Origin of the sequence: Vibrio sp. 1CM24A (assembly GCF_023161725.1) — a bacterium.
Lineage (GTDB): Bacteria > Pseudomonadota > Gammaproteobacteria > Enterobacterales > Vibrionaceae > Vibrio > Vibrio coralliirubri.
Map to the genome: position 1 here is coordinate 192811 of NZ_JALNTS010000004.1, position 20121 is coordinate 212931.

The 20121-nt window shown below is 43.0% G+C and carries 19 protein-coding genes; 7 read left to right on the top strand and 12 right to left on the bottom strand.

Annotation, left to right across the window (positions count from 1 at the left end; genetic code table 11):
• Positions 1–68 precede the first annotated feature (68 nt).
• From MSG38_RS10750 to MSG38_RS10775, 6 genes are all read right to left on the bottom strand, one after another.
• Entirely contained in the window at positions 69–521 is a 453-nt protein-coding gene (locus tag MSG38_RS10750) for a hypothetical protein (protein WP_050712177.1), read from the bottom strand.
• Positions 522–858: 337 nt separating this feature from the next.
• Positions 859–1872, bottom strand: a complete 1014-nt coding sequence (locus MSG38_RS10755) for a manganese-dependent inorganic pyrophosphatase (RefSeq protein ID WP_248401837.1) — start codon at positions 1870–1872, stop codon at positions 859–861.
• A 478-nt stretch (positions 1873–2350) separates the two neighbouring features.
• Positions 2351–2800 (bottom strand): septal ring lytic transglycosylase RlpA family protein, encoded by a 450-nt coding sequence (locus MSG38_RS10760; RefSeq protein WP_248401839.1) that lies wholly within the window; start codon positions 2798–2800, stop codon positions 2351–2353.
• A 294-nt stretch (positions 2801–3094) separates the two neighbouring features.
• The gene (locus MSG38_RS10765; RefSeq protein ID WP_122082054.1) at positions 3095–4306 is read right to left on the bottom strand and encodes a hypothetical protein; all 1212 of its coding nucleotides are present in this window, start codon (positions 4304–4306) and stop codon (positions 3095–3097) included.
• Positions 4307–4375: 69 nt separating this feature from the next.
• Complete coding sequence (locus MSG38_RS10770) at positions 4376–5125, bottom strand: hypothetical protein (protein ID WP_248401840.1); 750 nt, start codon at positions 5123–5125, stop codon at positions 4376–4378.
• A 207-nt stretch (positions 5126–5332) separates the two neighbouring features.
• Complete coding sequence (locus tag MSG38_RS10775) at positions 5333–6043, bottom strand: SDR family oxidoreductase (protein WP_050622068.1); 711 nt, start codon at positions 6041–6043, stop codon at positions 5333–5335.
• Positions 6044–6262: 219 nt separating this feature from the next.
• Between MSG38_RS10775 and MSG38_RS10780 the strand changes: the two genes are divergently transcribed.
• Entirely contained in the window at positions 6263–7147 is an 885-nt protein-coding gene (locus MSG38_RS10780; protein WP_248401841.1) for a LysR family transcriptional regulator, read from the top strand.
• A gap of 301 nt (positions 7148–7448) precedes the next feature.
• Here MSG38_RS10780 and MSG38_RS10785 read toward each other — a convergent pair whose 3' ends face one another.
• A complete protein-coding gene (locus MSG38_RS10785) occupies positions 7449–8348 on the bottom strand; it encodes a LysR family transcriptional regulator (protein ID WP_248401842.1) in 900 nt (299 codons plus the stop codon).
• Between the two features lie 114 nt (positions 8349–8462).
• Here MSG38_RS10785 and MSG38_RS10790 point away from each other — a divergent pair, with 114 nt between their 5' ends.
• Positions 8463–9782: a serine hydrolase gene (locus MSG38_RS10790; RefSeq protein WP_050650290.1), complete on the top strand. Its 1320-nt coding sequence runs from the start codon at positions 8463–8465 to the stop codon at positions 9780–9782.
• A gap of 262 nt (positions 9783–10044) precedes the next feature.
• Here MSG38_RS10790 and MSG38_RS10795 read toward each other — a convergent pair whose 3' ends face one another.
• The 3 genes from MSG38_RS10795 to MSG38_RS10805 all read right to left on the bottom strand — a co-directional run bounded on the left by MSG38_RS10795 (position 10045) and on the right by MSG38_RS10805 (position 13326).
• The gene (locus tag MSG38_RS10795) at positions 10045–10536 is read right to left on the bottom strand and encodes a VOC family protein (protein ID WP_050712182.1); all 492 of its coding nucleotides are present in this window, start codon (positions 10534–10536) and stop codon (positions 10045–10047) included.
• Positions 10537–10781: 245 nt separating this feature from the next.
• Positions 10782–12158 carry a nucleobase:cation symporter-2 family protein gene (locus MSG38_RS10800; protein ID WP_248401843.1) on the bottom strand — a complete coding sequence of 459 codons (1377 nt, stop codon included), beginning with the start codon at positions 12156–12158 and terminating at the stop codon, positions 10782–10784.
• A gap of 298 nt (positions 12159–12456) precedes the next feature.
• The gene (locus MSG38_RS10805; RefSeq protein WP_050622070.1) at positions 12457–13326 is read right to left on the bottom strand and encodes a patatin-like phospholipase family protein; all 870 of its coding nucleotides are present in this window, start codon (positions 13324–13326) and stop codon (positions 12457–12459) included.
• A gap of 231 nt (positions 13327–13557) precedes the next feature.
• Between MSG38_RS10805 and MSG38_RS10810 the strand changes: the two genes are divergently transcribed.
• Entirely contained in the window at positions 13558–14448 is an 891-nt protein-coding gene (locus MSG38_RS10810; protein ID WP_082151294.1) for an AraC family transcriptional regulator, read from the top strand.
• Between the two features lie 171 nt (positions 14449–14619).
• Positions 14620–15294 carry a fibrobacter succinogenes major paralogous domain-containing protein gene (locus tag MSG38_RS10815; RefSeq protein WP_052879814.1) on the top strand — a complete coding sequence of 225 codons (675 nt, stop codon included), beginning with the start codon at positions 14620–14622 and terminating at the stop codon, positions 15292–15294.
• A 142-nt stretch (positions 15295–15436) separates the two neighbouring features.
• Here the strand turns inward: MSG38_RS10815 and MSG38_RS10820 are convergent, their stop codons facing one another.
• Positions 15437–15928 carry a VOC family protein gene (locus MSG38_RS10820; protein ID WP_050650295.1) on the bottom strand — a complete coding sequence of 164 codons (492 nt, stop codon included), beginning with the start codon at positions 15926–15928 and terminating at the stop codon, positions 15437–15439.
• 446 nt (positions 15929–16374) lie between these two features.
• Here MSG38_RS10820 and ahpC point away from each other — a divergent pair, with 446 nt between their 5' ends.
• Both ahpC and ahpF read left to right on the top strand, forming a co-directional pair.
• Positions 16375–16932, top strand: coding sequence for an alkyl hydroperoxide reductase subunit C (gene ahpC / locus MSG38_RS10825; RefSeq protein ID WP_016798107.1), 558 nt, complete (start codon positions 16375–16377; stop codon positions 16930–16932).
• Positions 16933–17130: 198 nt separating this feature from the next.
• Positions 17131–18723, top strand: a complete 1593-nt coding sequence (ahpF, locus tag MSG38_RS10830; RefSeq protein WP_050649435.1) for an alkyl hydroperoxide reductase subunit F — start codon at positions 17131–17133, stop codon at positions 18721–18723.
• A gap of 145 nt (positions 18724–18868) precedes the next feature.
• On the opposite strand, the gene MSG38_RS10835 is transcribed toward ahpF, so the two are convergent.
• A complete protein-coding gene (locus MSG38_RS10835) occupies positions 18869–19468 on the bottom strand; it encodes a LysE family translocator (RefSeq protein WP_016798109.1) in 600 nt (199 codons plus the stop codon).
• Positions 19469–19590: 122 nt separating this feature from the next.
• Between MSG38_RS10835 and MSG38_RS10840 the strand changes: the two genes are divergently transcribed.
• Positions 19591–20076, top strand: a complete 486-nt coding sequence (locus tag MSG38_RS10840; RefSeq protein WP_017065258.1) for an Lrp/AsnC family transcriptional regulator — start codon at positions 19591–19593, stop codon at positions 20074–20076.
• Positions 20077–20121: the final 45 nt, after the last annotated feature.

The following is a 20121-nucleotide window of genomic DNA, read 5'->3' on the forward strand; positions in this document are numbered from 1 at the left end:
AAACAGCGATAAAAAAATTCGTTTCCAAATTTTGAAATAGACCCAGTAAAGCGCAGTGTTATTTTTTGTTATTGTGGATCTACATGCCCAGAACAAGTATAGGACTGACCATCAACACCACGAATAGCGATCTGGTAGTTCAGCGCCAATCCATTACCAACGATGTCTGATAGGCCCTCAGTTTCTGGATTGTTCATGCGATCGTGGTACATCTGACAAACGTGTTCTTCACCATGCCATTTTGATTGCACCTCTTCGATTCCATCAGCCTCGATGTCTACGCGAGCAACTCCATTTGTGCGCTTGGCTGCTTTGGTCGTGATGATCGTCGTCGTCATTGATGTATAACGGATACCATCGATTTTCGAACTGGCTTCGGTAAGTTGGTCGTGGTCTGCGTGTGTGATAATTGGGTCAGACACGAATACGTTCGCAGCCTTTACCTTTAAGCTGGTACAGCCAGTAATTGTCATAAGTGCAAGTGCGATAGCTGTTAAACCAATGGTTTTGATTGAGGTCATTTCATTGTCCTGTTAGTCATTCTGTCTGGGATTTACTATAAACAATAAAACACTGTATTATTAGTTCAAACTATGAATACTAACTTACCGATAATGGAAGGCCGCGACTAGGATTGGTTACTTGTTTAAGACTGCTCTAAGTCTAACTCTTCACGTGGTTGGTCGTGAATGTCCTTGGGGGTTCGTGTCATAAAGAGCTATGTTAGATCTGGGTTATCCATAAGCTTTGTTAATTTAGAAAAAGCGCAACTCAATTTTATCCAAATCTAATTCAGCACACCCAAAAACAAAAAGGGATTGGTATCTCTACCAATCCCTTCTAAAGCTCTCTTAAAACTTACAAGCTCTCAATTGCCTTTTGTACCGCAGGGCCAATCTGACGCTTACGCGAAGTGACGCCTTCTAACGTCAACATATCGCTTGTTGGTTCAGCGTTGAAAGCCGATTTGATGACTTGGTAGTCACTTTCATCCACCCAAAGTAAGTTTGCTTCTTTGTTCTTAGTGTCTGTGATGGAGAAAAACAGATAGTCTAGCCCGTTCTCTTCTTTGTAAGTTTTCATTGCTGCTAGAAGATCGTCTTTGCGGTCGATCAGTTGTTGAGCAGTTAGCGTTTCAGCCACACCGATACCCACCTGTTTGCCACCGTATTTAAAGTTTTTGTAATCCAGCGTCAGAATGGTTTCAGAAGAAAGGTGGCTGAGATCCGACTTAGCAATCAGCATCTGTTGACCGAAATCTTCGATATCTGAAATGCCTGCAACTTTTGCAAGTTTCTCTGCGTATTCACGATCATGCTCAGTCGTGGTCGATGATTGGAATACCACAGTATCAGAGAGAATCGCGCCTAAGCCGACACAAGCAAGGTGCTTAGGTAGGGTCACATCCAACTTTTCAGCGTTGTCAGCCAGAATAGTTGCAGCAGATCCCCAACCTCGAATATCCATTTCGACAATTTGTGGTGTGTTAATCGGTGAGCCACCAATTGCGTGATGATCAACCACAGCAACAATAGATGATTGGTCAATGGTTGGCGCTAGCTGAGTGACTTGGTTGAAATCCACCAGCCCCACTCGGTATGAGGAGTAATCTGTCTCTACGCGTGGTGATTCAGCATTACAGTAGTTCAAGATGAAGGTGGATTCTGGATTAATCGGCTCTGGAACTGTCGCTGTACCGCCATAGATATGAGCCGCGAGCATCGCAGACATTACCGTGTCGCTGTCTGGGCTTAGATGCCCTGTCCATACGAGATCTTCACTGTTTTCATTGGCAGATTGTTGCAAGCTAAAAGCAAAACTTGCTGAACTGAAAGACATAATTACGGCTGCAACGACAGGGGTTAGCTTCACGGGTATTTCCTTATTTGAATTCGATATAGAACTCCATAAGCTAAACACCAAAAATTTCAGAACCGTGTCACCAATATTTCAGATTTACTTCAGTGAGTAACGAAATGTAATTTCCCTCTTCTTTGAGAGTCTTCTTCTCCCACCTTGGAACACCTCCCCCTCTCTATTGCACGCCCGCCACAGCCAATTTGGGATTAGTTCAGCTTTTCATTATTTCACAATGAATTTCAATGAACCCTAATGACAAGAAAGCTAAGGCACTGATTTATTGACCACATAACATCATCAACCCACATACTAGAAATGAGATAATCTTATTGGAATGAATTATCGAAAGGCACAAAAAGGCTACTAAGCAGCCTTATTGAGTAAGCATAAATGTGATATTCAATCATCGAGATCGAGGTTCTGTTCCTCCCCTTTCCCACGACTGGTAAGGGAGCGTAGATGTAAACCAAGGGGAGGTTAGGAGGGGATTCTAGTGTTTGTATCGAAAGGTGTTGCTGTCATCAATAATCTCAATTTTGACTTTTACTACGCCTTTCTTAACGTCACCAATTTGAGAAAATGCTTTGTGGGAAAGGTCAATCACTCGGCCTTTTACGTAAGGACCTCTATCGTTAATTTTGACATCGACAGACTTGTTATTGGCTGTATTGGTCACTCTTACAATAGTCCCAAATGGCAAGGTTTTGTGAGCGGCTGTATAAGCATTTTTATTATACGTTTCACCACTTGCCGTGAGTTTTCCGTGGAATTTATCGCCATACCAAGAAGCCACTCCCACAAGCGCATGTGAATTGGCATAGCTCTTTGTTTTTGAGGTATCGACGGCCGCATGTGACGAGCAGCCGGCAAGCAAAGTAATAAGAAAAGCGGCAAAGATAAGGTTTAGTTTTTTCATGCTATTTGAGTAGATCTTCTTCATGTAATGTTTATCTATTTTCATTGTAGTGCGGTTCAGCAGTATTAAGCTGAGTATTGTGAGTTCTCAGCGAGGGCTATCACCAATGTGACTCCGCAATATTTTCATGAAGCACGCTCGCTTCAGTCATATTCATGAAAGGTTTTATCTTCAAAACGTCAACTTTAACAACGCTTTAAAGCTGTTGCTTTATTAACCTCATCATATGATGGAGCACTTAAAAAGCACACAAACAAAAAAGGATTGGTATCTCTACCAATCCTTTTACCGTTTCACTAAGGCAATTTTCAAGTTCATTTAAACAGAGTCAAAATTATCGTTACTGACTAGACGCTTAAGAAGCGGTCGCAGTTCATCAATCAAAATATTGAGTTGAGTCTGGTAGTATTCATGAGCTTTTTTCCAATTGTTACGGTCGTTTAGTTTGAACTCCATCTTAGGCAAGATTATTTTTCTCTCAGTATCTACCCAAATCGCCTCTCCCAATAATGACTCTTGAAAAAGACTCTTGGATAAGCGTATATCTTGGTAAAGTTTTTCTCCTTGTGGACTTTTAGCAAAACGGGCAAATACACCTACCTCTCCATTATCAAGCTTATACACGGTAATCCAACTCACAGAAGTAGTAGGTGGTAACTGGAAGGATATATGGCTTTGGGTTGACGCTGTAGGAAGAGGTTGAGTCTTATCATTTAGTTTTATGTTAAGAAGAAATACACGCCAGAATGTTTCATTAAATTCAGAACGATCTTGAGCTTTCTGCATTAATGGAGAGTCTTGAGGAGGGGTATCCTCGATAAGTTCGACTACATGGTCACTCGAGTGATTTTCTATAGATATAACATGTCTTTGAATTATATTCGTTTTATGCAAAACCTGCGGTTGTACAAGAAAATGCTTGTCATTCATATGGAAGACACGTATTTCAACCATTGCAAATGTAAACTCCATTGATGCGTTTCGGTTTAAAAACTCCTTAATATCAAACGCACCTTCTCGAATTCCATCACCAACAATTAGCAGTAAAAAGCGCCCTCGTTTCAAATTCTTTTGTACGGAATCAATGAAACTAGCCTCACAAATGTTTTTGTCGATGTCATGAACGAAATCATAAAGTGAGCGACCGTTTGTACTTTTTTTAATACTCTCATCGAGCATCATATAATCCATAGACACAAGATCTTTCGCATAATCTAGAATCTGCCCCATAACTTCTCGTCTTGATTCTGGATTTCGATATAGCTTCACTTCAGTAATAACTAATCGCCCCGTACTAGTAACATGTAGACAATCAACCCTACCGGATCGCGTTGGTAGTTCCATGCACACAGGAAAAGCCCCTACATAATCAGGTTCAATCTCATAAAACGGCAGCAATCGCTCATTTCTAAATATCAGTTCTTGGAGCCACTTTTCACTGTAATAACTATTATCCATGATATTCACTCGTTGAAGAGCTGAGGTGCTATTATCAGGAGCAACAACAATGGGGGAATTGTCGGTATTCATATGTTTCCCTTATATTTAATAACCACACAAGGCTAAACCTAATATATACCCTCTAATCAGGAAGGAGCTTTATTTATAGTCATTTAGCACAAGTTGCATCTCATATTGTTTTAAAGCCACCCTATTACTCATTTTACAAGCAAGAGCTAATGACTCATCGACTTGGCCGCAAACAATCACTCCTTTACAGCTCCGGTCAGGGAATCTTTCTTCTAATAACCCTAGGTACATCGCGACTTGGCCAAACACTTTAAAATCAGCTATTCCTGCTTTTAATTCCAGCGCTAAAAATGTCTTGTCTAATTGGTGCTCTAAAAGAATATCAATTCTTTTTCCGTTAATGGCAAACTCCACCCCTTCTAAAGTATCGCCACCATTTATTTGATATTCTGGGAAAAGAGAGTCGATTTGAAGAATCATAGATGATTGTAAATCACGCTCGTAAGATAAATTGAAAGACTTATCTTCCGAAATATCCCTATTACCACAATCAGATGTCGAGGTATCTTCTTCCTCAATATCTTTAGGTAAAGATGAGTTTACTGCCCACTCCATTCTATATCTATAATAAGTTGCCACAGCGTTTCTAATCGTCCCATTTCCTTTCCCACCAAACTCGCTAAACTTCCCATGCATGGAATAATCTTCTTTTATGTTCCATAAAAGATCAGTATCTAGAATTCTGTATAAATCAATATTTTGCTGAGTATGTGTCGAATAGTGATTTGATACTTTCTCGATAGCCTGAGCATATTGGTAGGAGGTATTTGGCTTTTTACGCTCTTGTTTGACCATCCATCGCTCAAATTCTCTTCTCATTATCACCTTCCATTTTAGCTAATATCGTTAAGAAAGCTTAGTTCTATATTGACATTTTAGTTAGTTACGATTAATCAGCGACTTTAAAGACCATTTCCTTAATCTAGAGACAAAAAAGGATTGGTATCTCTACCAATCCTCTTTAGGGGGGCGGTTTGCTAGTTTGTTGTAGGTAGCACAACGCTATCCAAACTTACTAACCTATGATTAATGCATCTTGTTGTTAACGGTTATTAGAGAGCCACTTAGATAAGTTTTATTCGGTTGGGTCAACTCCATCATCAAATCTGCCAAATCTACAGGATCTACCCAAGTAGAGTGGTCAGCCTCAGGAAGTGCTTGTCGATTTACTTCAGTATCAACAATGGTCGGCAACACTGCATTCACTTGAACATTAGATGAAGCCGCCTCTGCAGCCAAGCTTTCGACCAAAGCATTCAATGCTATTTTAGATGCCATGTAAGGTCCGAATCCTGCGGGTATGTTACGTGCTGTATCACGCGCAGAAACGAACATCATTGAACCTTTCCCTTGCGACTTCATTAATTTAAAAATTTCTCTTCCGAAGACAAACGCCGTCATAAAGTTCGCGTTCCATAAGTCTGACATTTTACTCACTTCCACATCAGTCCAATGACTCCAGATATAAATGCCAGAGCAATGAAAATGAGCATCGATATGACCTAAGATTTTTGAAGCCTCAGCAGCAAGCGCTTGGCTTTGCTCTTCATCCGTAAGGTCTCCAAGTAACACGGTCAGATGACCTGAATACTTATCTTCTAAGCTTTTTGCTCTTGCTTCATCGCCGATACGCCCAAAAGCGACGACACGGGTTCCGCTCGTAATAAGCTTATCAATCAAATGTTGAGCTGTTACCGAAAAGCAGGCTGCGATAGTGGCTGTTTTAATTGCATTCATGATTATTGCTCGTTGTTGGTGATGATGTGGAGAATCATAAAGACAACAACCTAAGGTTTGAATCTGCCGAGAAGCAATTCAGTTTTGCTTTAAAAGCAATTAATCTAACACTTAGTGACAGTTAAAGCATCAATGTCACTTATACTGCGGGCGCCAACCATCTTGTTTAGAAGGCTGCATTTTGAAAGAACTGAAACCGTCATTTAACGAGGAATACACATGAGCCTTTTCAATCGTCTTGCCTATTTCAACTGCGTGGTTGAGCAAGGAAGTATCTCCAAAGCCAGTCGGATTTTTGATATTCAGCCCTCTTCTATCTCACGACAGCTCTCGGCGTTAGAAGAAGAACTCAATGTGCGACTGTTAGAGCGCTCGACACGCAACGTAGGGGTCACTGAAGCAGGTCAATCGTTCTATCAATATTCCAAGCGAATTACGGGCGAGTTTGATGAAGCGAAACGAGTCGTCAGCGCATTGCATCACTCGCCGAGGGGGAGCCTCAAAATAAGCACGACCGTTGCGTTTGGAGAAAGCAAAATCTTGCCCCTTGTTCCTATCTTTAGGGCTGCCTTTCCCGAGGTCGATATTGAAATTGAAATCACAGAAAGAGTGGTCGATTTGATCGAGGAAAATGTGGATATCGCGATTCGCAGTGGCCGACTGCCGGATTCTAATTTGATCGCTAAGAAGCTCGTCCAAAACAACTTTATTCTATGCGCCAGCCCTGACTATGTAAGAAGAAAAAAAGCCCCCCAACATGTTGAAGATCTAGCAAAACATGACTGTTTGGTTTATGGCTATAAGGGGTGGCATGATTGGTTTGTATTGGGTAGAAAACCGCAAAAAATCGACATCTCTTATTACATGGAAGTCGACTCTGTGAACGGGCAAAAGCAATTGATATTGAACGGTGGTGGTATTGCCCTGCTCCCACAATGGGCGATTGAAGAAGAACTTAAAATAGGTAAATTGGTGCAATTGCTCCCTGAGTTTACGTTTAGCCCATGTAACTATGAAACCAGCACATACGCAATCTATCAAAACCGCCAGCTAGTTCCGAGCAAGGTTCGAGTGTTTTTGGATTTCCTCACTGAGCATTTCTGAACTGCTCTTTAGTTTTTGTATCTCGTACGTCAGCAGAAGGTATTTGACTGATGACGATCTATAAATCGAACCATGTCCATCATAACCAACCCAAAAAAAGGATTGGTATCGCTACCAATCCTCTTTAAGGGGTGTTTCGGTTTTTCTGCCTTAAGAGCAATTGTCCGTAATCAATCGCGTAGGTATCTTCGTATGTGTACGAGTAGAATTCGAATAGCATGCCAGGCTTTAATACGAAATTCTGCATAGGCTCTCTGTTTTGAACTTACACAGATTTTCACGATATCGTTAAGCCATGAGGTTATGAGTAACGGCCGTTAGCAAAAACAGCGGCGCATTCCTTGGCTATTTCAATAATTCGGCTTCGTGTTTTATTCATCTCTGAATGCAGCGGATAAAACAACACCATCTCTTGCCTCAAGTTCACTAGTGTTTCCTTGACGTTTATCTTTCTCAACTTCCCTGCATCGACAAAATCTTGCGCATTTGCAGTACTTAACAGCGTCCAACCCTTTTTTTGAATCTTGTTTAGCAACATATCGTTATTCGAAACAAGGTGCTTTCGATTACTGATGTTCGCATATCTCATTTCATTCAATACAGAGTTTTCGGTCAGCAGAAAATCCTCAGTGGTTAACTCATTAAGATCGATAGCCTGATGGGAGATGCCAGATTCCATTGAAGTAAAGGGGGCATATTGATAGGTGCCTAAATTAACGACTCCAACTTTAGTGTTCGGAAAGATCTGACCAATAGTCGGCATAATTGAAAACAGCGCATCACCCGCTTCGATATCTTTAAAGCTTGAACCTCGGTCTCTTTGCAGCCAATTTATCGAAATATCAGGAAACTCACGCTCAATCGCGTCATCGATATCGGACAGTAAACACAGTGGTATTAAATCATCATGGTGTAAGACGATAGAAGTGACATCAGTAGAAAAAGTAGACAAGGCAACGCTATAAAACTCTTTTGACTGTCTGATCAAGTTGTCAGCTCTAACATACAAATGTCTCGCGCTCTTAGTCGGGACCACTGTTTTACCCTGAATCTCAAATAGCTCAAAACCCAAAATATCTTCTAACGCTTTGACTCTTTCTCGAACCGTAGCTCTTGTTTTATCCGTTGATCTTGCGGCTTTACTGTAGCTATTAAGCGCGTATACCGCTTTAAAACAAGAGAGTTGCTCCAATGTGACCATAACTGCCCTTCAGCACTAATGTATGGGTAATACGTACATTATGTATTCGTGTGTATCCTTTAACAAACATATTATGTGTCCAAAGATGATTAGGAATAAACAAGGGCTATAAATATGAAATTAAAATCGATCGCAATTTTGGCGTCCATCTCAGCATTCGCGGTATCTGCAAACGACAATGCGACTGCAATGTACTCAGTTTTAACGGATGCAAATGAGCAGGTGACATTAGGAAATTGGATGCACCCTGATTACAACCATTGGGCTTTCCAAAATATGGGGATTCACCCAACATTAATGGTCCCTCGTGATGGCAATGTTTCAGTATTACCAGAAAGACTAGACCAAAATATTGCTCAACTTCAGTTCCAATATGCTGAACAGAATTACACCGTCAAAGAAGCGATGTTAAATGACCGCACTGATGGTTATATCGTTATCAAAGACGGTCAAATTGTTGATGAAGAATACTTTGGTACTTTTGGACCTAAAGATCACCACATGTGGGCATCAAGCACTAAATCACTCATTGGTCAGGCTATTGGTATTCTCGTTGAGCAAGGTAAGCTAGATCCTAATAAAACCGTTGAAAGCTACATTAAAGAATTACAAGGCAGTCATTTCGGGAAACAAACAGTGAGAACTGTTCTGAACATGACATCAGCTCTAGACTACAGCGAAGATTATGCCAATATCACCCCTGGCACTATGCACTTTGAGTACTTTCGTCGCTTAGGCTTAGTACCTGCATATGACTTAATGATGCTTGATCCAACTAAGGACGATACCCCGAGAGGCGTATTAGAATTTGCTCCTGATTTTGAGCAAAATACAGATTTGGCGGTGAACCACAAATATGAATACCATTCACCTAATGTTGACGTTGCTGGGTGGCTCATAACTCGAGTATCGGGACAACCGCTACAAGATTTTATAGCTGAAAACATCTGGTACAAGCTTGGCGTTGAACACGATGCAACTCTTATGGCTGATATGACATTCACCCCAATTGCCACAGGTGGATTCGCAACGACGCTAAGAGACTTTGCCAGAGTCGGTATCGCTATTGCCAACGACGGAAGTTTCAATGGACAACAAGTCTTTTCCAAAGCATGGATAGAAGATACCTTCAATCTAACTGAAGATGAGAGAAAACATATGGATCGTAGTATTTACAAAGACAAAGATTCAGGTGTTTACGACCAGTGGCTTGAAGGGTACAAAAACTATTTGTGGGTTCATGATAGCGAAAAAGGAATCGCGACCTTTAGAGGAGTGTATGGTCAACATCTGTACATCAACCAAGAACAAAACCTTGTTATCGCGACGTTTTCATCAGCACAATCAGCCTCAAATGCAGCAAGGTCAACCAACTTACCTCGCTTAGCCGCTTTTGAAGCAATCGCAAACCACTATGAAAAGGAAAACCGTTAAACAAGAGGCGGTTACTAAGGGGTTTGCTCGTAACCTGTATCAACTCTTTTGAATCACACAAAAGGGTTGGTCGGTTACCGACATGGGTATCCCCATTAAGCTCATTTCCACATGAAACTCAGGTCGAACTTAGCATCATCCAATAGTGGAGTAGACTCTTTAGTTCCTTAACCACCGCAAACAAAAAAAGGATTGGTATCTCTACCAATCCTCTTTAGGGGGTGTTTCGGTTCTTCTACCTTATGGAAGGTAGATAACGTTATTACTCGTAGTCAGTCGCGTACGTGTCTTCGTATGTGTGCGAGTAGAATTCGAATAGGTTGCCAAACGGGTCTTCTAGGTAAACCATTTGTGCTTGTTTTAGTTCGTCTTCTGGGTGGTAGCGCATGATGTCCATACGAACCTTACCGCCAAACTCTTCAACGCGCTTAATCGCTGAATGAAACTGCTCTTTTGGCAGCTGCAGACAGAAGTGGAAGATACCTAAGCGAGAGAAATCGACTTCGTGACGCTCTTGGCGCTCTTTCATTTCGAACAGCTCAACACCGATGCCATCAGATGTTACTAGGTGAGCAATGTTGAAACCTTTGAAGCCTTCACCGAACACAGCGATACACATGCGGCCGATTGCTGATTCGCGCTCTTCCATCACTTTGGTGTTGTTCATTACGACTCTTAGACCTAAAGCTTTCGTGTAAAACTCGACTGCTTGGTCCATGTCCCCAACCATGATGCCTACGTGATTCATTTTCATAACTTTCTCCAAATTCTCTTTAATTCTGTATTTTTCGAAGACTGCTTCGGTCTTCAGTTTCGATGGAGAGAGTATATGGAGATACGCTGATTAACTGAAATTATCATAATTTATATTAATGATAATTTTATGTTATTTACCAAATTAAGTGAGATGCCAACACGTCACACAATAAGTTAAAGTTCAGAGCCACATATGTCATGTGGCTCTAGTTAAACATCCTTAGTTCAGCACGAAGAACCCCGTTACGCTTTACTGGTTTGAACTGCATCCGAGATCGGCTTGGCTTTTGTTTCAGGCACCAATGACATCAACCCGGTAATCACAAGCGCGGCAATACCAGACATGGTTACAGGTGAGCCAAATATGCTTTGCACTAGCTTGGGTGCTTCTTTCAATAAATCTGGTACCAGCATGACACCAAGCCCTAAGCCTAGTGAGATGGCTATCGTCATGATTCTGCGGCGATCCAGTTTCTCATTGGCGATGATTTTGATGCCCGCAGCAGCAACCGTACCGAACATCACTAATGTCGCCCCGCCTAAGACTGGCTTTGGAATCGTCATTAATACCGCACCTAAGATGGGAAATAGCCCTAACAGAAAAAGAATCGCGGCAATGAAATAGCCGATGTAGCGACTCGCGATCCCCGTAAAATGGATCACACCGTTGTTCTGGCTGAAAGTCGTGTTCGGAAAAGTATTGAATACCGCAGCGATAAGTGAGTTCACGCCGTCACCCAGCACGCCAGCCTTGAGTCGATTGAGGTATTTAGGCCCTTTAACCGGCTGCCCTGAAAACATGCTGTTGGCGGTAAGGTCGCCCGTGGTTTCAATAACGGTAATCAAGTAAATAAAAGCGATAGGCAGGAAGGCTTGCCAATCAAAAGCGAAGCCATATTTAAATGGGACAGGAATACTCAATAGCGGTTGAGAAGCAAAAGAAACCATTGACGCTTTGCCCATCAAAATGGCAACGCCCCAGCCAACTACCATCCCAACTAAAATCGACGACAACCTAACCATATTATTGTTGCTCAGGTTAAGCGCGACTATCGTTCCGAGGACGATGGCACCCAACATCAGATTGCTTCCAGAGCCAAAATCTTCTGCGCCAACGCCACCAGCAATATCTGTGACGCCAACTTTAATCAAAGAGATGCCAATTGTGGTGATAACGATTCCGGTCACAACTGGGGTGATCACCACTTTCAGCTTTTCGATAAAACGCGAGAGGACAATTTCGACAAACGCACCGAAGAAGCAAACACCAAAAATGGTCGCCAGCATTTCATCCGGACCACCGCCATTCGCTTTAACAAGGAAGCCCGCACCTAATACAGATCCTAAGAACGCAAAGCTGGTTCCTTGGACACAGATCATCCCAGCACCAACTGGCCCTATTTTTCTGGCTTGGATAAAGGTACCTACCCCAGATACCATTAATGCCATGCTGATCAGATAAGGAATGTGTTCACCTAACCCTAAAACGCCACCGATAATAAGCGTGGGGGTGATAATGCCAACAAAACTGGCTAATACATGCTGCAGCGCCGCGTAACTGGCTGCTTTAACTGAAGGTCGATCGTCTAACCCGTAGATCAATTCACTGTTCTGTTCCATGTGACTTCCTTAATGTATTTTTTATTGTATACAATTTACATAAAGGGAATAGAGCAACATATATGCCAATGGTTTAACATTATATTTATCAATCAGTTAAGTTTTCCATCAAGGATATGCTGCACTAAAGAGCAACATTGTCGGTTTGTTTTAGTGCAGCCGACGGTTTATCCGATGTTCCTAAATTAAGTCCCACAAACACAAAAAAGGATTGGTATCTCTACCAATCCTTTCTAAACGTTTAAATCTCAGTTAACCAGAGTTTGAGCCAAACAGTGTTTCAGCAATATCTCCGCCGCTAGATGGAGAGCATCGCCTTTATCTCAGGCATCGCCTCTTTTGCAGCTAGATAACCCGCTTGTATCGCTTGTTCTTTTTCATTAAAAGCCGCACTTCCATTCGGTTCATAGTCCAGTCTAATGACCACATCGGCACTGTTTAGCTCTTGCTCAGACAGACGACAGCTTTGCATGCGAAAAGCCGCAAGCGTAATCTTGCTCGCCGAGACTTCTGGCGTGATTTGATTGTGACAATAGATATCAACGGCTATCACCTTTTTAGCACCGAGATCTTTAGCCGCGTAAACAGGCACAACACTAAAAATACCACCATCAACTAAGATATCACCTTGGTTTTCAACGGGTACAAATGCGCCGGGAATGGTTGATGAGGTTTGAACAGCATGCCCCGGGTTACCCGAACGAATAATAACGGTCTCTCTCGATGTCAGATTGGTCGCGGTAAGCGCGACAGGCATTGGCATATCAGACAGGTCATCATACGTCACTTGGCTGTTTATCCATTCTGACAAGTTCTTGCCATTCACCAAGCCTTTTGAAGAAAAGACAAAATCGGCGATGTCAGACATGCCAACTTTCTCTATCGCGAGTTCCATCTCTTCATAACTCAGCCCTGAAGCATATAGAGTCGCAGCAATCGAACCCGCAGAGGTGCCGCTCACCACATCAGGGGCAATGCCCTCCTCTGCCAAGGCTTTGATCACGCCTAGGTGCATAAACCCACGAACGCCACCACCGCCAAACGCAATACCGAGTTCATGCTCACCCGTTTCCGTAGAAGGTATTGCATTGAGATCGTTATAAACATTAGGTGTTGAGCAGGCCATCAAAGACAGCGTAACCAATATGAGAATGAAGCTTTTTAACATGTTCTTTTTCCAACTCTTTATTTTAAAACCACTTATCTCCACCAAGCCTTATCGTTATAACGACCAGACCCAGATTGAGCTTTTGATAAAGCACGAAAGCAGTTTGCATGCACCTATCAGCGGTAGTATTGTTGTCTGAAGTTACTATAACTCTCACAGAGATTCATAAATAGGCGAATTAATCTCAAAAACATGCCTATTTGTATCAGGTCGAACTTACGGTGCAGGTTAATGAAGCAGAAAATTAAGCAGCTAGTAGAAAGTCGTATAACGGAAGATGGCATGATCGAAACGGGTATAAAGGGAGTTCGCCTATTTAAGGTAACTCAAGCTATTCCATGTGCTCCCGCCGTCTATGAACCAACGCTAATCGTGATTTTAAGCGGCAGTAAAGAAGCAATACTCGATGGCGATAAGTACATCTATGACAGCAGTCAGTACCTGTGCTGCTCAGTCTCCATGCCTGTTGAGGCGGGTACGCCAGCAGCGACACCTGAAAATCCATTGTTAGGGGTAGCTATCTCACTCGATACCAAAGTGATGACCGAATTAGCCATCGCAATGGAGAGTGTCAGCGGCGCAGTTAAGGTCCCTAAAGGTAGCCCACAACCTCAAGGGTTATCACTCGCCAATTGGGACGACACTTTTTCTGATGCTCTACTTCGACTCATTCAGTTAGGAGACGATAAAGCAGGAACGGCCATTCTCGGCGAGAGTCGTTTAAGAGAGCTCTATTACGCTGTCTTACAAGGCGAGGCTGGTCTTTCAGTGCGAGGCGCATTTGGCATTGGCAATGAAATTGCTCGCTCAATTGAGTATTTATCGTTGAACCTGACAAAGAACGTCACGATTGATGAGCTCGCATCGCATGTCGGGATGAGCCGAGCGGTATTCCACCGAAAATTCAAACAAGCGACCCGAATGTCACCGATCCAATTTATGAAGTCGATGCGCTTGAATAATGCGGCGATGAAAATAGCTGCGGGTAAGAATGTCAATGAAGCGGCGATGGCAGTTGGGTACGTCAGCTCTTCTCAATTTAGTCGTGAGTTTAAGCGTGTGTATGGCCAGTCACCTAAGCAGTGGAGCCAATCAAAACAGCTGATTGAAAACATCGCATAGCAATAAAACAAACTGACTATTAGATCTCTCCGCCATACTAAATGAGATAAATAGGCATGTTTTAGAGAGCATATCGCCTATTTTCAGCTCAACATGAGAGTTAAAGTAACCCCATAAGATTACGACGGGTTATTCATCATGAAAAAGCTAATTTCATCTATAGGAGTCAGTATGGTTATTGCTGCCACATCATCGGCTAACGACATCAACAAAGAGTTATACCAACTGACGGATACGGTTCAAGACGCGGAAGGCAACACTTATCGCACCGTTACTATCGGGGAACAGGTTTGGTTAGCGGAAAGCCTGAGAAGCACTCAGTTCCAAGATGGTAGCCCGGTAAGATCTGGCGCGATCCCAAAAGATGATCAAGAAAATCTATTAAAATACGGACGCTTGTACAATTGGCATGATGTTTCAGATCAACGAAACCTTTGCCCAGTCGGCTGGCGAGTGGCCACCGATGAGGATTGGAAAAAGTTGGAACTGGCCATCGGTATGCCTGAGGAAGAAGTACACCAAAACGGTTGGCGCGGGGGTGAGCAAAAGTTAGGTTTGCAACTCAAAGAAGCTCAAGCAGACGGGCTATTTTCCAAAGTCGACCCATCTATTGTCAATAAACAGAACTTCTTTGCTAGACCAGCAGGCGTAAAATGGAATGGTTGGTATATCACTGAAGGTGCGTACACCGAGTTTTGGACCGCGAGCAGCGCATCCGACAAAAAAGGGATTATCCGAACACTTGCTTACGCTTGGTGGAATACACACAAAAACGAAATACGCAGAGCAACAAGTTCGAAAGACTATATGTTCTCAGTTCGATGCGTAAAAACCGAAGACCAATAACTCGTCATTGTGGATGCAGTACTCGCTGCCAACGGCACATCTCCCCTGCCCCAAAAAGCACAAACAAAAAAGGATTGGTATCTCTACCAATCCTCTTTAGGGGTGTTTCGGCTTTTCTACTTTATAGAAGGTAGTAACGCGATTACTCGTAATCAGTCGCGTACGTATCTTCGTATGAATGAGAGTAGAACTCGAATAGGTTGCCAAACGGGTCTTCTAGGTAAACCATTTGCGCTTGTTTTAGGTCGTCTTCTGGGTGGTAGCGCATGATGTCCATACGAACTTTACCGCCAAATTCTTCAACGCGTTTAATCGCTGAATGAAATTGCTCTTTTGGAAGCTGTAGACAGAAGTGGAAGATACCTAGACGAGAGAAATCAACCTTATGACGATCTTCACGGTCAACCATTTCGAACATCTCAACACCGATGCCATCAGATGTTACTAGGTGAGCAATGTTGAAGCCTTTGAAGCCTTCACCAAATACAGCGATACACATACGGCCAATTGCTGATTCGCGTTCTTCCATCACTTTAGTGTTGTTCATTACAACTCTTAGACCTAGAGCCTTGGTGTAAAACTCTACCGCTTGGTCCATATCGCCAACCATGATGCCTACGTGATTCATTTTCATAACTTTCTCCAATTCGTTTTTTATTCTGTGCTTTTCGAAGTCTAGCTTCGGTATCTCGTTTCGATGAAGAGAGTATAGGCAGAGAACTTGATTAACTGAAATTATCATAATTTATATTAATAATAATTTTTTGTTATTCTCAGATTAACATGGGATTTCAGCTCACTTAAAGAAACGCTATCTACATACATGCTCACACTATAAATAGACGCTCACATTAGCAGGAGGTCAGCCCAATATAGAGAACGACCTAAAGAGCATAGCTACTCAAATCGAGTATTGCTGAGGTTTGATAGCTTTTGTCGATAACTTTCTCCTTTCGAAGATAGGATTCGCCTATTGAATCTATAGAAATGTCCGATTTCACTAATTTTCGGTGGCAATGCAATATATCTACATCGACGCGGGATAGCGTTAAACACTACAAATTAGAAAGAGAGTCCAACATGATCAACACAGAAATCAAACCATTCAACGCAACAGCATTCAAAAACGGCGAATTCGTAGAAATCACTGAGCAAGACGTTAAAGGCAAGTGGGCTGTATTCTTCTTCTACCCAGCAGACTTCACATTTGTATGTCCAACTGAGCTAGTTGACCTACAAGACAAATACGCAGAGCTTCAATCTCGCGGCGTAGAAGTTTACTCAGTATCAACTGACACGCACTTCTCTCACAAAGCATGGCACGATACTTCTGACAAAATCGGCACTATCGAATACTTCATGGTAGGCGACCAAACGGGCAACATCACAAATAACTTCAACGTTATGCGTGAAGGTCAAGGCCTTGCAGACCGTGCAACGTTCCTAATCGACCCTGAAGGCGTTATCCAAGCAATGGAAATCACAGCTGAAGGCATCGGCCGTGACGCAGAAGACCTACTACGCAAGGTTAAAGCAGCACAATACGTAGCCGCTAACCCAGGTGAAGTTTGCCCAGCTAAATGGAAAGAAGGCGAAGAGACTCTAGCTCCATCTCTAGACCTAGTAGGCAAGATTTAATCTAAGCCTAGCTAACAAGAATAGCTAAACGGTTCTACAGGCGCGCTTCGGCCCCCCTCCTAAAGGGCAGTCGCGCGCCACCCTTTCAAAACATCAACACCACAATATTTGCCGACTTGCGCCCCCTTTTTATTTTCCTTTTTCAGCAAGAAGGTATTGGTCAATACCAAGACACAGAATTTAAGAGCAGGCACGATTATGTTAGATCAAGCAATGAAGCAGCAGCTAAAAGCATACCTAGAAAACCTAAAAACCAATGTTCAATTAGTCCTTAGCCTGGATGGCAGCGACACAGCGAACAAACTTCAAGATCTGGCGAATGATATTGCGTCTTTAACCGACAAAATTGAAGTGATCCGTGATGATAGCGCGAGCACGCGCAGCCCAATCATGCAGGTAGTGAACCAAGAGAAAGGCACCGCGATCGGTTTTGCCGGTTTGCCAATGGGTCACGAATTTACGTCACTGGTTCTAGCACTGCTTCATAGTGGTGGTCACCCTATCAAGCTTGAAGCGGACGTAATCGAACAAATTAAAGAACTCAATCAAGAGCTTAATGTAGAGATTTTCATCTCACTCTCATGCCAAAACTGTCCAGAAGTGGTTCAGGCATTCAACATGATGTCGGCGATTAACCCTCTGGTTAAGACAACGATGATTGATGGCGCAGCATTCCAAGATGAAGTGAAGTCTCGCGACATCATGGCAGTGCCAAGCGTGTTCGTTAATGGTGAGCTATTTGGTCAAGGCCGTATGTCACTGGCAGAGATCCTGAACAAGGTTGATTCAGGCGCAGCACAAAAGAAAGCAGCAAACCTAAACCAACAAGCACCCTTTGATGTATTGGTTGTCGGCGGCGGCCCTGCAGGTTCTTCAGCGGCAATTTATGCTGCACGTAAAGGCATTCGCACAGGTGTGGTTGCTGATCGATTCGGTGGCCAAGTGATGGATACCATGGCGATTGAGAACTTTATCTCAGTGAAAGCGACCACCGGCCCTAAGTTAGTGGCAAGCCTTGAAGAGCATGTAAAAGAGTACGGTGTTGAAGTGATGACTGAGCAGCGCGCTGCAAACATCATTGCAGCAGAAGACACAGAAGACGGCTACATCCACGTTGAGCTAGAGAGCGGCGCAACACTACGAGCTCGCACGGTTATCACAAGTACCGGTGCTCGCTGGCGTGAAATGAACGTTCCGGGTGAGCAAGAGTACCGCAATAAAGGCGTCGCTTACTGCCCACACTGTGATGGTCCATTGTTCAAAGGTAAGAAAACAGCAGTTATCGGTGGCGGTAACTCAGGCATCGAAGCGGCAATTGATTTAGCGGGTATCGTTGAACACGTAACCGTACTTGAATTTGCAGACACACTGCGTGCCGACCAAGTGCTTATCGACAAAGCAAACGCAACACCAAACATCGAAATCATCAAGATGGCACAAACAACGCAAGTGATTGGTGATGGCAACCGTGTAACCGGTCTGGAATACAAAGATCGCAACACCGATGAACTTAAACAGATCGAACTCGCAGGTATCTTTGTTCAAATCGGCCTGATGCCAAATAGCGAATGGTTGAAGGGTTCGAAAGTTGAGCTCTCACCACGCGGTGAAATTGAAATTAACGCTCATGGCGCAACATCAATGAAAGGTGTATTCGCAGCGGGTGACGTAACAACCGTACCTTACAAACAGATCATCATTGCGATGGGTGAAGGTGCGAAAGCAAGCTTAGGTGCATTTGACCACCTAATCCGTAACTCAGCTCCAGTTAAAGAGGCTGAAACCGCTTAACCTTTACACTTAAAAGCTTCTAGTCTTAAAAGCTTTTAACTCAAGTTCCTTAAATATTTGTTAACTTAATTCTTTACTGTTAACGACTTAGTCGACATTTAGACACCACTCCTATGGATTTAGGAGTGGTTTTTTTCTTTGTGATTTATGCCGGTTGATAAAGCATGAAGGCAACCACCATCGCTAAGCTTCCGCCCAAGCAACGGTTCACAAACATCATCTGTTTTGGTGATTGCAGCAACTTTTTAAGCATGGTGCCGCAATACGCCCACACCAACATGCACGGCACACCGGTAATCACCATGCCCGCGATAATGGTCACTACTTGAATCAAGTAATCTGCGTTCGGAGTAATGAACTGTGAAAACACGGTTAATGACGCTATCCAACCTTTAGGGTTTAACACCTGCACCAACACACCAGACATGAAACCTGAACGATTGTCGGTAGTGCTTTCTTCGATTTGCATGTTCGCAATCGACCATGCCATGAACAGCAAATAAGCCGCACCCGCGTATTTCAAAATGTTGTATAGCTCTGGATAAAGGGTAAATAGGCTCACCAAACCGACACTAGAACCTGCCAGTACGATGATGATGCCAACAGCGTTCCCAGAGATAAAAGGTAAAGTCGCAGCAAATCCATAACGACTTGAAATCCCAAGTAATGCGATATTGCCTGCCCCAGGGGTAATTGCAATTGATGTTGAAAATAGCAAGAACGCCAGCATTAATTGAGAGCTCATTTCCTCTCACTCCTAATAAGTAAAGTATTTATAGGGGGAGAGTTTACAGATTCGACTAGGAATTAAATTGCTATATAGGCTAATATTAATCCAAATTTGAGCAAGACTTTTCTAAAACAACCATGAAACAGAAAGAATCCACCAAAGAAGTGTTAGATGACACAGATATCGCCATCTTAGAACATATCCAACAAGACGGACGCATGAGCAACAGCAAGCTCGCAGAGAAGGTCAACCTCAGCGAAACCCCATGCTGGCGTCGTTGGAAACGCATGGAAGAAACTGGCTATATCGATGGTTACGCCGCTAAGCTGAATCGTAAGAAATTAGGCTTTCATGTGGCTGGTTTTACTCTTGTTACTTTAGGCAACCATGAAGTAGAAAACACAGAACCGTTCGAAGAGTTTGTCGCGGTAACCGATTGGATTCCAATGTGTCACTGCATTGCAGGGGGCGCCGATTACATGGTGCAAGTGTTGGCGAAAGATTTGGAAGAGTACTTTGAGCGTATTAGCTCGATCAGACGAGTAAAAGGCGTGAGTGCGATTCAGTCGAACATCTCGGTGAAAGAGTTGAAAAACAGCTATCGATTGCCGCTTTCAGATTAGCTCCCTAAAACACATCAAACAAAAAGCCCAGCCGCGATAGATGTC